Raw genomic sequence first — 14,324 nt, 5'->3', positions numbered from 1 at the left:
ACGCGGATGATAATCTGGAATGAGGTATACATTCTGGAGGCAAGGGAGCAACAGGCATGCAAGCAGAGAAACAGACGGTACCGGGAGAACATCGGAAGGGGAAGGCTGGGGCGTTACTTGAGATCCTGTTTGTATCGGCCCAATTGGGTCTTACCTCCTTCGGCGGACCGGTCGCCCATCTGGGTTATTTCCACAATGAATATATCCGCCGCCGGAGATGGATGGATGAACGGAGCTATGCGGATCTGGTAGCGCTCTGCCAGTTCCTACCGGGTCCCGCGAGCAGTCAGGTGGGGATTGGCATTGGAATGGTGCGGGCAGGCTGGCTGGGTGGTATAGTGGCTTGGCTGGGCTTCACTTTGCCTTCCGTCCTTGCGCTGGTCGCGTTTGCCTTCCTGCTGCAGGGCTATGATATTGCCGATGCAGGCTGGATTCACGGTCTGAAGATCGTAGCTGTAGCAATTGTTGCCCAGGCCATCCTTGGCATGGGGCAGAAGCTGACCCCGGACCGGGAAAGAGTAGGCATCGCTGTTATAGCGGCAGGTGTTACATTATCATGGCAGACGGGTTACAGCCAGATTCTCACGATTGCTGTAGCGGGCATAGCCGGGGTATGGCTGTACCGCCACAGTTCTACGGAGAACGTGACAAATCTTCCGATCCCCATCCGCCGGTCGTCTGGCATCGTTTGTTTAGCATTGTTCGGCGTACTCCTGATAGTGCTCCCGTTCCTTAGAGGGACGGCTGAGGCGGGACCGTTAGCGATATTTGACAGCTTTTATCGTTCCGGTGCTTTGGTGTTCGGCGGTGGACATGTCGTGCTTCCGCTGCTGGAACAAGAAGTTGTTCCTACCGGCTGGGTGAGCCAAGCTGATTTCTTGGCGGGATACGGGGCCACGCAGGCTGTACCGGGTCCGTTGTTCACTTTTGCCGCCTATCTTGGGGCAATGACCGCCGGTGTTCCCGGGGCCATCTTGGCCACGCTCGCGATTTTCCTGCCAGCCTTTCTGCTGGTTGCGGGCGCATTGCCTTTTTGGAACAGCTTAAGAAGGAGCCCCCGGATGCAAGGAGCCTTAACCGGAATCAATGCTGCTGTGGTCGGAATCCTGCTTGCCGCCTGGTACGCCCCCCTGTGGACGACAGCCATCCTCGCGCCACTGGACTTTGCCCTCGTTGTCATTCTGTTCGTAATGCTGGTCTTCTGGAAGCTGCCGCCTTGGTTGGTTGTGGTGGCCGGTGCGGCGGGAGGAATGGTGATCGGGTGGTGACTTAACCGTATAACTCATGGAACGCTCCATGTTGAACTGGCCTTTGCTTAATTGCGAGGTCAGTTTTTTGGTATACAGCCAGGTTCATCATTCATTCGTAACATTGTAAGCCCATAAGTCATGTGGTAAAATAATAATAGAAATATTGAAATAGGTAACCTAAATCAAAAAAATGAGAGGACTAATTAAATTGACTCAAAATGATCTAAAAATAGGTCTTTCTAATAAAGAAGGTCAATTAGGGTTTATGTCTGCAAGAGGAGGTCCCCGGGAGGGAGCAGGCCGCAAGAACATAGGTGTAACGAAAAAAGTCTCGGTAACCTTAACTAGTGAGCTTTGGGAGAAGGTTGAACAACATTGCGCAGAGCATAAATTGTCCCGATCGGAGCTTATCCGATCTCTGATTGAGTCTACCGATTTGTAATGTAGCTTATGGAAGCGGGTGAAGCCAGTGCGGATCAACGTAAGCAAGGATATTCTTCTCAAAGCTCTTCAGCAAGTGCTTAAGGCTGTACCTGCAAACCAACAGATTCCCATACTGGCAGGGGTTCATATACAAGCTCTAACCAATGAACTAGTAGTTACGACAAGCAATAGCAGTATGACTATCCAGTATCGGATTCCCGGGGAAGATACCTCTTTGACGGTTCAGAGAATTGGAGAAGTGGTTGTACCGGCAAGGTATTTCTGCGAAATCATACGTAAGTCTGATGCTGGGATGATTACTTTGGAAGTCGACAGATCCTTACGGCTCACTATCTCCTCAGAACATACACAAATTCGGTTATGCGGAATGGATGCTGTAGATTATCCGGTGATACATCCTGCTGAGAATCATGCTGTACTTAAATTAGCAGTTAATAATCAACTATTGAAGGCTTCCATCCTACAAGTAGCAGGAGCGGCTTCTTCATCAGAACATAGGCCTGTGTTGACCGGGGTATCTTTTCAGTATAGAAATCATCGGTTACAGTTAACGGCTACTAACGGTATTCGTCTGGCTTCCCGGACTATAGATGTGGAACATGATGCTGAGATAGAGAGGCATATTATTGTACCTGGCAGAAATTTAGTTGAAGCGGTTAAAATCATGGACGGCGAGGACAGAACAACAGAAGTTGAAGTAACCAACCGTCATGTTAGATTCACTGCTAACCATATTATGGTTCAATCTGCTTTAATTGAGGGGGAGTACCCGTCCCTGCACCATGTGATTCCGCACACTTTTATATCAGAGATTACAATTGGAACAGCACCTCTGTTAAAAGCCGTCGAACGGACGACGGTATTGGCGAGTGAAAGTATTATAAGGTTAGAGACCGCTGCCGACAGACTACGTTTGTTATCCCAAACCGCAGAAATCGGAGATATTGAGGACGAGGTATCTATACTCGAGAAGAACGGGGAGGATTTCACGATCTCGCTAAATGGAAAGTATGTGGCAGACATCCTACATGGTACGAGTAGTGAGTTCATACGCTTGCGATTCACCGGCAAAATGAGCCCGATGGTCATACACCCGAAGAATGATCTTTCTTCAACTTTTTTTCTAATTACTCCAGTGCGAACCGCAAAGTAAGCGTAAGGCATAGCCCTGTTATCCGTAAATTAAAAGCAAAGAGAAGCGGAGGGGAAATTTGGAACTGTAGGAGCGATAGCGACCGCCTTTGTCACCGGATTTCTACCACGAAGAGTGGTTTAAATCAAGAAATCTGGGGATAACAGCGGCCGTAAGTCCAAATGTTCACCGCAGCGCCGACCCTGCTTGGATTTCAAATCTTAACTATGTACCAATTCACACAAGGAATTGCCGAACGTAAGGGAGGCTTTGCTGTCTGCTATTGTGTAGTCAGAACCATCTCCAGCGAGGTATTGCTCACTTCTGCATGCTCCGCCATACTGCGGATATATCCCGACATGAAGCCGCCCTCCATACTCTCCCACAGCTTGAATCCCGGCATCGCCCGGATCTCCTCCAGCGAATCAGCAGCGTTCCCGGCAAAATACTTCACGTTCAGCTTCGACATCACCTCAGCCATCGACTGCTTCTGCGCCTCCGTGAAGCTGCTCTCCTTCAACCGGTTCATCGCTTTGTCATAGGAGTTCTCTGCGAAAATCTGCTCCGCATACGCTTTGAAGTTCAGCAGGTGCGGATCGGTCTTGTGGTTGGCCTTGGCCCAGCCGTCAACATCTACTTGAGCGGTGTGGTAGGTCACGGCCCGTGAAGCGGGATCGAAGGTCATTCTGCCGTACTGGTGCGGATTCACCGCCATGGCGCTTGTAGCAATATCATAGACAGGCAAGGCCGGATCTATCGAGGCTTCCGGAGGATCGCGGCGGATATCCTGCATATGAATATGCCCGGATAATACCAGGTTTAGCCCACTCTTGCGAAAAGCCTTCATCGTCTCCTGGCTGTTGTTGAGCTTGAACCCGGATACGGCCATGGAGGTATGGCTCAGCAGATTATGATGCATCACTGTAATAATCGAAGCATGCTCCTGAGCGGCCAGCTTCACATTGTCATCGATCCAGGCAAGGGTGGACGGCAGCAGGCGCCCGTCGGTCTGTGGAAAATTATATTCTTCGTTATGTGCATACTGGGCACTATCAAGCATTAGCAGCCACAGGCCCGGAGCGGCCTTCACCACATAGCTTAAGCTGTCCGCATCCCGCGAGACCGCCTCGTTATATCCGAAATCGTCATAGATGCGCAGGAAATCCTCTACATTAATATGCTTGGCAACGATCTGCTTGTCACCGTCGAACGATCTGGCCCAGGGGTTGTTGATATCATGGTTGCCGGGAATGACGTAGACGCGGGTTCCGGCAGCCTCCATCCGGTGCAGCTTCGCAGCCAGCTCCTGATGACTGTCCGCTTCCCCGTTATTGGTGAGATCTCCGCTCAGAATGAGAAAAGCCGGCTTGTTCTGTTCCACATCCCGGACCAGAGCTTCGGTCAGCTCATCGCTGTAAGGAAGCATTTTGCCGTCGCCGCCCGTGACATAGGTCTGAAAGGCCTGACCGCCGTCCTCCAGGGATTTGTCCAGATAATGCGTATCGGTGGCGACCCAGAAGGATACAGGTTCTCCGGGTTCTATAGCAGGGGTCACGGCCTCAGCAACTGCTGGAACAGCGTTCAAGGCAGAAGAAGCGGAGTCTTCACACCCGCTGAGGATGAGGATGGAGGAGAGGAGCATCATTAAGGTGAGCTTTACCGCATGGGTTGTGCGGTTATGAAGAGAGGTGCGCATGGCTTAACCTTCTTTCTGTATTTTTGGCTGAACCATTGTAGCTTATTTATGAGGGGGTTGTATATACGATATGTTAGCCGTTGTTTCTAAACCTCTATAATAGCTTATAGAAAATAGTGGAAGGTGCATAATTGAAGGCAATTCAGCGACACTAAGAGCGGATATACAAAATAAAGCGCTGGTACAGGAAAAACTTGTGAATGATGTGTTGTATTCAGACCGGAACAGTGTTATGATTAAAAAAAGTAAGTTACTTAATTAAATGGAGGTAGTTATTTTATGTCTAAGACTTTTTTTGAAGCGGTAAAAGGCAGACGTTCCATATACGCCATCAGTAAAGAATCCCCAATCTCTGATGAACAAATTCAGAAGATTGTAGAAGAGGCTGTTCTACATAGCCCAACTTCCTTCAACTCGCAAAGCTCCAGAGCTGTAGTATTGCTGGGCGAACAACATGATAAGCTGTGGGATATTACTGCAGAAACCCTGCGTAAGATCGTTCCTACTGAACAATTCGAAGGCACGGCTCAGAAGCTGTCCTCTTTCAAGGCCGGTTACGGTACTGTGCTCTTCTATGAAGATCAGGCAGTGGTGAAGCACCTGCAGGAGAACTTTGCACTGTATGCTGAGAACTTCCCGATCTGGTCCAACCAATCCTCAGGGATTCTGCAATACGTAGTATGGACTGCCTTCGCCGAAGAAGGTCTGGGAGCATCCCTTCAGCACTATAACCCGCTGATCGATGATGAAGTGAAGGAGACCTTTGGTATTGCTGCGGACTGGAAGCTGATTGCCCAGATGCCATTCGGTAACATCCTGACCCCTCCAGGCGAGAAGGAATTCCAGCCGATTGAAGAGCGCGTGAAGGTAATTAAATAAGCACATCCTGCGATAAGCAGTTTAGAACCTCCCTGATCCGGCTAAGTATAAATATAGCCCGATCAAGGAGGTTTTTGTCATGCCATGGAACAAGGAGAACTATCCGGATTCATTGAAGAATTTCACGGCGCCTGTTCGCAATAAAGCGGTAGAGATCGCCAATGCGCTGCTGGAGGACGGATATGAGGAGGGGCGGGCCATCGCCATTGCCACTGCACAAGCCAAGGAGTGGGGCGAGAATCACGATAAGCAGATCCGCAAAAAGGATCACTGACCGCTCTGCCTGGACTCCGTTGGTGAGGCGTCCATCTGGACATGAGCAAAGAGGACAAGCGGTTATCCGCCTGTCCTCTTTGTAAGTATAGCTTGTACACCACTGCGCTATTCGTTATTTCGTTGCAGGAGCTTCTGTTGCAGCAGCAGGTGCTTCACTGGCTGCCGGAGTAGCAGATGCATCCGGTTTATCGGTCAAAGTATTCGTGATTTTGGCATTCTTGTTCAGATCAGCGAGCCAGGTAGCAGACATCTCGGATACCTTTTGGGACATCAGCGTCTTTTTGATCTCGTCTTTCTTCTCGGCCAGTGTATATTCCTTGGCTTCCTTGCGGTCGGTAACCTTAATAATGTGGTAGCCGTAATCGGATTTCACTGCACCGCTGGTTTCGCCAACCTTCAGCTTGAAGGCAGCATCGGAGAACTCAGCAACCATGTCTCCGCGTTTGAAGAAGTCAAGATCGCCGCCTTTGTCCTTCGAGCCGGTGTCAGCGGATTTTTCCTTAGCCAGTGCAGCGAAGTCTCCGCCTTCTTTGAGCTGCTTAACGATGGCATCAGCTTCTTCCTTGGTCTTCACCAGGATGTGGGAAGCGCGAACTTCTTCCTCCTGATTGTATTTCGCTTTGTTTTCTTCGAAGTATTTGGAGATTTCATCATCGGTAACCGTTACCTTCGGTTCTACCAGCTTGCGGATTTCAACCTGGAGCGGCATTTGCTTCTTCAGGTCTTCAATGGTCATCGAGCTCTGCTGCAGAGCGTTATTCAGAGCTTCCTCGCCGCCGAACTGGGTTTTGAGGTTCTCGATCTCTTCATTGATGTCTGCATCGGTAACCTTAATGTTGGCTTTCTTGGCTTCCTGGCCCACCAGTGTAGTGGTGATCAGGTTTTGCAGGGTGGATTCCCCGCCGGCTTCAACCAATTTATCATACAGCTGCGCTTTGGTGATGTCTGTTCCATTCACAGAAGCAACTGCAATTTTGCTGTCATCTTTCTTGAAAGGTTGTACAATCAGCACTACGATTAGCGCTGCTGCCAGTACGAGCGATGCAATCATCCAGCCTTTGCCGCCGCTGGATGGAGCAGGTGAGGAAGGAGGAGTACCGCCGCCGCCGACTTTGTTCATCACGGGAACGCTTTCTTCAACTCTTGGAGCTGTTCGTACAGGTTCCTGCGGTACAGGGGCTGTTCCGGCAGGTTCAATAACTTCTTCCGGAGTACTCACAGAAGCGTCGTTCTCTTCCGGCGTAATGCCGTTTTCTAGCTTGTCATTTTCATTGAAATCTTTTTTGTCCATTATAATTAATGACTCCCTTCAATATAGGTGGTGCCTGTCTTTCTACAACTTTACCAGAAAACAGAATTCCAAACCTTAAGAAAGTATAAAAAAGCACAATTACTTTTTAAGATTCCATTAAGAAACAGGTAAAACACAGGAAAAACCGGAGCAGCACGGGTGTCCCCATATGCGCTCCGGCCTGATGAGAGAGACTGTAATGATTCGCATAGAATAGTACCAAGGTGCAAGCTGTGTGCGGATAACGCTCCGGCTTAAGAGCTCAGTCCCTTAAGCAAATGGCGGATGTTCTCCTGCTTGCGTCTTGGAACCCGTACAGACTTGGCATAGAGGCCCATTTCACCGAAGTAGATGCAGTCGTCCTCAATGGAACTGATCTTGTTCAGGTTCACGTAGCAGCCACCGTACACATGATAATAGCTGTTGCTCGACAATAAGCGGTTCAGTTGCTCGGCAGTCATTCTCTTTTTAATATTGTAGTTTCTGCCGTGAAAAATGACCAGGTCATGGTCCCCGACCTTAAAGAACAGAATGTCTGTCTCCACCTCGAAGTCCTCGTATACATTTCTGGCTTCCAGCAGGCTGCTCATTCGTGTTCCCCCTTTATCTTGATTAATAACATTAATGTTAGCGCTTTCATTATATCATACTCTGAACGGCTTGAGAAGTCTTATTTTTGAAATGTTTTTTGTCATTTTTTCCGTTGCATTTGTCAACCCTCACGAAAAATTGTAAATTATATAGATGGCTGTTTAACTTGAGGAGGAATTCTAGATGAACGAGAAGACGAAGCTGCTGTTATTTACCGGTTCCTATGCCACCGCAGATGAGAGCGGAATCCAGGTGTTTGCCTTTGACGGTGAAGCCGGAGGCACGCTGGAGCGGCTGGATACCGCAGAAGGCCTGACGAATCCAACGTTCGTCAATGTGGACCCTTCCGGCCGGAAGCTGTATGCCATAGGGGAGAAGCCGAACGGTACGGGGGGCAAAGAAGGGGAGGTTATAACCTTCGCTATCGATCCTGAGACAGGCAAGCTGACCGAATTGCAGCGGATTCAGACTATGCCTTCCGAGGGCAAGGGCCAGAGCACGACCTGTAACATTAACCGGGACGCGGGGAATGAACATCTGGTCGTGTGCAGCTATCACGGGGGATCGGTCGGACTGCTTAAGCTGGACCAGAACGGACTGCCTGTAGCATTGACGGATATCGCTCAGCATACGGGACATGGCGGGACTCCGGGCCAGGACCGTCCCCATCCGCATTCGGCCATCTTCAGCCCTGATGGACGCTACCTGTTCGTCTCGGATCTGGGACTGGATCTGATCCGCAGCTACCGGATAGATGCAGAGGCGGGAACGCTGGAAGCGATTGGAGACACCCCGCTGCATGCAGGGGCAGGACCTCGGCATTTCGTGTTCCATCCAGACGGGAAGTCCGCTTATGTCATTAATGAGCTGGACAGCACGGTGACATCCTTCCTGTATGATGCTGCCGCAGGAACCCTGAAGACGGCTGCTACCGTATCCACACTGCCAGATGGATATGGGGCCGGCCAGAACAGCTGTGCAGAGATCACCTTCTCCAAGGATGGCAAATATCTGTACGGCTCGAACCGCGGGCATGACAGCATCGTTCAGTACGCTGTGAATCCGCAGACGGCCGGGCTGACCCTGGTGGAGCATGTATCCACCAGAGGCGGACATCCCCGTCACTTCACGGTTACACCGGATGGTGCCTATCTGATTGTTGCCAACCGGGACGGCAATAATCTGGTTGTCTTCTCCCTGGACGAAGGCAGCGGCCGCCTGAGCTTCACCGGCAATACCGCTGAGCTGTCGAAGCCGGTGTGCGTGATGCCGGCGGTCTTCCCTGCGTAGGACAGGCATTCTGGCCCTTAGGAGACAACGGCAAAAGGAACACCGGGATGCTGCTCCGGTGTTCCTTTTGAGTTCGTAGACAGTTCATGGGTAAGAGCTTAGGTTAGAATGTGCGCCGTGCAGACAGCTTATTTGAGCGAGACGGGCTTCAGCGGCACCACTGTGGAGACGGCCGATTTGAAGAGTACGTTCTGTCTTCCGTCACCCTGACCCTGCAAGGTGATCGTATAAGCGTCGTAAGAGGTTATCAGTCCCTGCATTTTGACTCCGTTAGTTGTGAAGATCGTCACCGGCATCTTTGTTGAGATGCACTGGTTCAACAAACGTTCCTGCAATTTTAGACTTTCCACTTGGCAGCACTCCATCTTTAATTAAAATAATTTCTCCAGGCCATTATAACACGGGACAGACCATCCCAGGAAATGTGTTCATAAGGCCTGACAAATAGACAAGGGGGTAGTTATGCTATATTATCATTACTGGTCCCGCGGATTCCGGCGTTTTATATGGTTTTTGCTGGCTTTTATCCTGATCGCATTAATGGTTAAGCTGGATTTCGCCAAGGGCTTCGACCATGCGGTGATCCGGTTCGTGCAATCGATGGAATCTCCGCCGCTGACTGCGCTGGCCAAAGGCTTATCCCTGGTCGGCTCCTCGAAGCTGGCAATAGGGATCTCCGTGCTGACCATGCTCATCTTGTTCTTCGCGCTGAAGCACCGGCTGGAGCTTGCCTTGTTCCTGTGGGTGGGCCTTGGCTCCCAGCTGCTGAACACGCTCTTGAAGCTGTGGTTCCACCGGGAGCGTCCCACCATTCACAGGCTGATTGAGCAGACAGGCTACAGCTTCCCCAGCGGACATTCAATGGCGGCCTTCTCGTTATACGGGGTCATTGCCTACCTGCTGTGGCGGCACATACATAACCGGAGCGAGCGGTTACTGCTGATTCTGTTCACTGTGCTGATGACCGGGGGGATCGGCTGGAGCCGGATTTATCTGGGGGTGCATTATCCGAGTGATGTAATTGGCGGCTATGCCGCGAGCGGAGCATGGCTGATGCTGTCGGCAGCCTGCTTCGAGGCTTACCGGAATTACAAGGCGAATCCGCGTAACACAAAGAATGCCCGGAAGTAGTTACTCCGGGCATTCGGTGCCTGTTCTGTTGCATACTGCTTCTATCATTAGGAGGACGGTCTGGCTTGTCTTCCTTGGTGACGATGCCTTATAGTTCAGGGGGCCTTCGTTGCAGCCGGCGGCGGTGACGGCTTGCCCTGGTGAAGCTGGCCTACGCGGCTGAGGCTGCGCTTGATCAGCGTTGGCAGGCCCGGCTTCAGCTTCGCCGCGTCTTCCTGCGTCAGCTTCCCATCCTTGACGAATCCATCCAGCTTCAGGCTGGCGGCATCGCTCAGCTTCTGGACATACTGCTCTTCGCTCCAGCCCTTCTTCTCCTGGGCCAGACCCGCCAGGGTCTTACCCGATTTCAGGCTGGCAATCAGCTCCTCACGGCCCATTCCGAGCAGCTCGGCCGTTTCGCTGATAATGAAATGGCCTCCGGCCCTGAGATTCCGTTCCCCGCTGCGGGGAGGGGTATGCTCTCTGCCGGTATGCGGTGAGGCCGGGGGAGGGGTGGCCCTGCCTTTGGGAAGCTGCTCACCGAAGGCGGCGGCTGGAGACAGGGCAAGCATCATGGCTGCTGCCCATGCGGTTAGGGTTCGGGTCGTTTTTTTCATGGATACACCTCTTCTGTTGGTTGTAGTTACTACCCGGTATAACAGTATTCCCTGAAAGCTGAAAGAATCCTGAAGCCCGGCTTAAGACATACTAAAATTCGCCAGCGTAGTTCATGGGTAATAACAAGATATACATAAAGGATGAACATCCGCAGTAATTATGATAAGCTTCAAGCTCTTGGGAGGGATGGACTTGGCTTTCGGTGCCCGCATACTTAAAACAGGAATGGCCGTAACGCTTGCCCTTTATCTGTCCGTTCTATTCAACTTCGCCTCCCCTGTCGGTGCGGCTATTGCGGCGATCTTCGCTATGCAGCCCTCCATATACAGATCATGGCGGTATTTCCTCGATCAGATCCAGACCAGCACGATGGGGGCGGTGATAGCGCTGCTTGGCGGAATGCTGCTCTCCAATGAACCGATTGCGGTTGGACTGGTATGCATCCTGGTGATTATGATCAGCATGAAAATGAACCGCGCCGACACCATCGGCCTGACGCTGGTCACCGTCATCTCCGTCATGGAGGCTTCAGGCCAGTGGCAGTTCGCGTTAACCCGGTTCCTGCTGACACTGACCGGGATTCTGTCGGCTTTTATTATCAATATTTCTGTATTTCCGCCCCAGCCTCGCAAGCAGTACATCCAGCAGATCGAGAATGTGTTCACCAGCCTGTCGCTGCTGCTGCGGACAGCGGTGTCGCATGAGATGAAGGAGAGTGTATTCCGGGATGAGAAGAACGGCCTGGAGGGCGCGATTAAAGCTCTGGCTGACAAATACGCGTTGTTCGAGGAGGAGCAGAAGCAGCTCCGCAGGGCTAAATACAGTCAGACGAGGCAGATGGTAGTCTACAAAAACCTGCTGAATTCCCTGCAAAAGGGCTATCAGGTGCTTGAGGCGATTGACCGACATTATTTCCAGGCCGACCGGACGGAGCAAACGGATGAGCTGTTCGACCGCCATCTGGAGCAGCTGATTAAGTATCATGAGTACATTCTGCTGAAATTCGAGGATAAACTGAAGCCGGGAGCCAATGACTCCGAGCCGCTGGCGGAAGACAATGACCGCTTCCTGAAGTCCGCCATTAACGGGTATGATCCGCAGAAATCCGGGCAGCTTCGGCTGTCGGTGGTGGCTGCGGCCATCTATGATTACGGCTATCAGCTGGAGCGTCTGGATAAGGTGGCTGACCAGATCCACCGGATGAATGCAGACGACAAGGAAAGTGCAGTGCTGAACGAGAAAATATAGAGCACAAACTGAATATAGCAATAGCAAAAACTTGTAAAACGACTACAGAGTTGGTAACATTGTTAGTCAACCTTCCGAAGGGGATGAAATGAATTGGATAAACATGATCACGAGTGGCAAAAGGAGCAGGAGCGGGTAAACGGCATCACGAGGCTGCTGTCTACCCATATCCGGCTGCTGTCAGAGGAGCTGGGGCTCCACCGCACGGATGTCGTGGATATGCGCAAAGACTTCTGGGAAGAGGTTACAGTAAACTTCAGCAGCCCCGACGACCTGGGGGAGACTTCAACCAGTCTGCGGCAGCAGGCACAGATTCTGAACGAACGCGAACGCCATCATCTGCAATCCAGCAAGGCGCTCAAAAAATATAAAAAGCTTGTGGTATCGCCCTATTTTGGCCGGATTGATTTCTCGGAGGCGGGGGATGCTGCGGCTGACACCATCTATCTGGGCATCGGTTCGCTGATGGAGGATAACGGAACCTTCCTGATCTACGATTGGCGTGCGCCTATCTCCAGCCTGTATTATGACGGGGCGCCGGGACCTGCATCCTATGAGACGCCGGGCGGACAGATTACAGGCACCATGGAGCTTAAGCGGCAATTCGTGATTGATAACGGTGAGATTGAAGTCATGTTCGATACGGGCGTCACTATCGGCGATGAATTGCTTCAGCAGGTACTGAGCCACAGCGCCGATGACCGGATGAAATCGATCGTAGCCACCATCCAAAAGGAGCAGAATGCAGTCATCCGCAATGACCGGAGCCGGATGCTGGTTGTGCAGGGAGCCGCCGGGAGCGGCAAGACGTCAGCGGCGCTCCAGCGGGTAGCCTATCTGCTCTACAAGTACCGTGAGGTGCTTCAGGCGGATCAGATGCTGCTCTTCTCGCCGAATCCCTTGTTCAATAGCTATGTATCTACTGTGCTGCCTGAGCTGGGGGAGGAGAACATGCAGCAGACCACCTTCCAGATGTACCTGGAGCACCGGCTGGGCCAGGAATTTCAGCTGGAGGATGTGTTCAGCCAGACGGAGAGTCTGCTGAATGCCCCGGACGGGGAGGAAGCCTACATCCGCCGGGAAGGTATTGCATATAAATCGTCGGTAGCCTTCCTTAGCGCCATCCGGCAATACGTGAATCTACTGGAGCATGAAGGCATGCTGTTCAAGCCGCTGATGTTCCAGGGGAAGGCTGTTGCCACTAAGGAAGAGATGGAGCGCCAATTCTACAGCTATGACCCGGGCATCAAGCTGGCGAACCGGATTGAGCTGATGACGGGCTGGCTGCTCAAAAAAATTGCGGCCTTCGGCGCAGAAGAGCGGAGTGCGGCATGGGTAGATGAGCAGATTGAGCTGATGGACAACAGCGATTATCAGCGGGCCTATAACCAGATGCGCCGTAAGGGCGGAGGGCATAACGACAGCTTCGATGATTATGATGCGGAGCGAATCCTGCTTGCCCGCTACGTGGTCAGCCAGCGCCTCAAGCCGCTGCGCGGCTGGACCAAACGCGGACGCTTCGTGGATGTGAAGGCGCTGTACAGCCGCTTATTCGAGGGTCGTGAGCTGATAGAGAGCCTGGATACCCGCCAGCCGCTGCCTGAAGCATGGGATGAGATCTGTGCGCAGACGCGGGCTGCGATCAGGGGGAATGAGCTGGCCTACGAAGATGCCACACCGTTCCTGTATTTGAAGGAGCTTAGCCAGGGCTTCCGGACGAACACACTGATCCGTCATGTTATTGTGGATGAGGTGCAGGATTACTCGCCGTTCCAGCTCGAATTCATGCGCCGCCTGTTTCCCCGGGCCAAAATGACCGTGCTGGGCGACCTGAATCAGGCTATCTATGCCCAAGGCGAGGTGCTGGGAGATCTGGCCGGACTGGTGAGCATCTACGGCGAAGAGAACACCGAGGTGATCTCGTTGACCCGCAGCTACCGGTCTACGTATGAGATTGTTGAATTCACGCGGGCGATGATTCCCGGCGGCGAGAAGATCGTACCCTTTAACCGCCGGGGGGAGGAGCCGCTCCTGACGCTGGTGGACAGTGAAGACGATCTGCTCTCCTCAGTGGAGCAGGATGTGCTTAAGCTTCATGCGGAGGGTTATCATTATGTGGCCGTAATCTGCAAGACAGCAGAAGAGAGCGCACAGGTATACCGTGAACTGGAGAAGCGGCTGCAGGTGCGGCTGGTCACGAAGGAAACGCCTAATTTTCAAAAAGGGACGCTGGTGCTTCCGGCCTACCTTGCCAAGGGCGTCGAGTTCGATGCCGTAATTATCTATGACGGTTCCGCTGAAAAATACGGGCGTGAACATGAACGTAAGCTGTTCTATACCGCCTGTACCCGGGCGATGCATCTGCTTCATATCTACAGTCTGGGACAGCCAAGCCCGTTCCTGCCTGCTGCTGTGCGTGAAACGGTTACGGCTGGTATGCAGGAGAAGTGAGTAACAGTTGTACAGACAAAATAAACCGCCTGCGCGTGTGACGCGAGG

The 14,324-nt window shown here is 52.0% G+C and carries 14 protein-coding genes; 9 read left to right on the top strand and 5 right to left on the bottom strand.

The annotated features are described in order from the left end of the window. Positions 1-56: 56 nt before the first annotated feature. The 3 genes from MKY64_RS13270 (at position 57) to dnaN (ending at position 2,847) form a co-directional block, all read left to right on the top strand. Positions 57-1,268, top strand: coding sequence for a chromate transporter (locus MKY64_RS13270; RefSeq protein WP_340953436.1), 1,212 nt, complete (start codon positions 57-59; stop codon positions 1,266-1,268). A 172-nt stretch (positions 1,269-1,440) separates the two neighbouring features. Beyond that, entirely contained in the window at positions 1,441-1,692 is a 252-nt protein-coding gene (locus MKY64_RS13265) for a ribbon-helix-helix domain-containing protein (protein ID WP_327196484.1), read from the top strand. Positions 1,693-1,719: 27 nt separating this feature from the next. Next, positions 1,720-2,847, top strand: a complete 1,128-nt coding sequence (dnaN, locus tag MKY64_RS13260) for a DNA polymerase III subunit beta (protein WP_340953433.1) — start codon at positions 1,720-1,722, stop codon at positions 2,845-2,847. 259 nt (positions 2,848-3,106) lie between these two features. On the opposite strand, the gene MKY64_RS13255 is transcribed toward dnaN, so the two are convergent. Continuing rightward, entirely contained in the window at positions 3,107-4,522 is a 1,416-nt protein-coding gene (locus tag MKY64_RS13255) for a metallophosphoesterase (protein ID WP_340953432.1), read from the bottom strand. A gap of 279 nt (positions 4,523-4,801) precedes the next feature. Between MKY64_RS13255 and MKY64_RS13250 the strand changes: the two genes are divergently transcribed. Both MKY64_RS13250 and MKY64_RS13245 read left to right on the top strand, forming a co-directional pair. Beyond that, positions 4,802-5,401, top strand: a complete 600-nt coding sequence (locus MKY64_RS13250; protein ID WP_036729316.1) for a nitroreductase family protein — start codon at positions 4,802-4,804, stop codon at positions 5,399-5,401. 79 nt (positions 5,402-5,480) lie between these two features. Then, on the top strand, positions 5,481-5,675 hold the full coding sequence (locus MKY64_RS13245) for a hypothetical protein (protein ID WP_036729313.1): 195 nt from the start codon (positions 5,481-5,483) through the stop codon (positions 5,673-5,675). A 114-nt stretch (positions 5,676-5,789) separates the two neighbouring features. Here MKY64_RS13245 and MKY64_RS13240 read toward each other — a convergent pair whose 3' ends face one another. Then, positions 5,790-6,968 carry a peptidylprolyl isomerase gene (locus MKY64_RS13240; protein WP_340953431.1) on the bottom strand — a complete coding sequence of 393 codons (1,179 nt, stop codon included), beginning with the start codon at positions 6,966-6,968 and terminating at the stop codon, positions 5,790-5,792. Between the two features lie 254 nt (positions 6,969-7,222). Beyond that, a complete protein-coding gene (locus tag MKY64_RS13235; protein ID WP_173126417.1) occupies positions 7,223-7,558 on the bottom strand; it encodes a LytTR family transcriptional regulator DNA-binding domain-containing protein in 336 nt (111 codons plus the stop codon). Between the two features lie 184 nt (positions 7,559-7,742). Here MKY64_RS13235 and MKY64_RS13230 point away from each other — a divergent pair, with 184 nt between their 5' ends. After that, on the top strand, positions 7,743-8,849 hold the full coding sequence (locus tag MKY64_RS13230) for a lactonase family protein (RefSeq protein ID WP_340953430.1): 1,107 nt from the start codon (positions 7,743-7,745) through the stop codon (positions 8,847-8,849). A 128-nt stretch (positions 8,850-8,977) separates the two neighbouring features. Here the strand turns inward: MKY64_RS13230 and hfq are convergent, their stop codons facing one another. After that, positions 8,978-9,199, bottom strand: coding sequence for an RNA chaperone Hfq (gene hfq / locus MKY64_RS13225; protein WP_173126423.1), 222 nt, complete (start codon positions 9,197-9,199; stop codon positions 8,978-8,980). Positions 9,200-9,311: 112 nt separating this feature from the next. On the opposite strand from hfq, the gene MKY64_RS13220 reads away from it, so the two are divergent. Beyond that, positions 9,312-9,980, top strand: coding sequence for a phosphatase PAP2 family protein (locus MKY64_RS13220; protein WP_340953428.1), 669 nt, complete (start codon positions 9,312-9,314; stop codon positions 9,978-9,980). Positions 9,981-10,075: 95 nt separating this feature from the next. Here MKY64_RS13220 and MKY64_RS13215 read toward each other — a convergent pair whose 3' ends face one another. Then, entirely contained in the window at positions 10,076-10,576 is a 501-nt protein-coding gene (locus tag MKY64_RS13215; protein WP_340953426.1) for a hypothetical protein, read from the bottom strand. Between the two features lie 193 nt (positions 10,577-10,769). On the opposite strand from MKY64_RS13215, the gene MKY64_RS13210 reads away from it, so the two are divergent. Next, positions 10,770-11,825 (top strand): FUSC family protein, encoded by a 1,056-nt coding sequence (locus tag MKY64_RS13210; RefSeq protein WP_340953424.1) that lies wholly within the window; start codon positions 10,770-10,772, stop codon positions 11,823-11,825. Positions 11,826-11,918: 93 nt separating this feature from the next. Then, a complete protein-coding gene (gene helD, locus MKY64_RS13205) occupies positions 11,919-14,276 on the top strand; it encodes an RNA polymerase recycling motor HelD (RefSeq protein WP_340953423.1) in 2,358 nt (785 codons plus the stop codon). Positions 14,277-14,324: the final 48 nt, after the last annotated feature.

Origin of the sequence: Paenibacillus sp. FSL R7-0210 (assembly GCF_038009085.1) — a bacterium.
Lineage (GTDB): Bacteria > Bacillota > Bacilli > Paenibacillales > Paenibacillaceae > Paenibacillus_AQ > Paenibacillus_AQ silagei.
The sequence above is the reverse complement of the archived record's forward strand: the minus strand, read 5'-3'. Positions and strand labels throughout refer to the sequence as shown.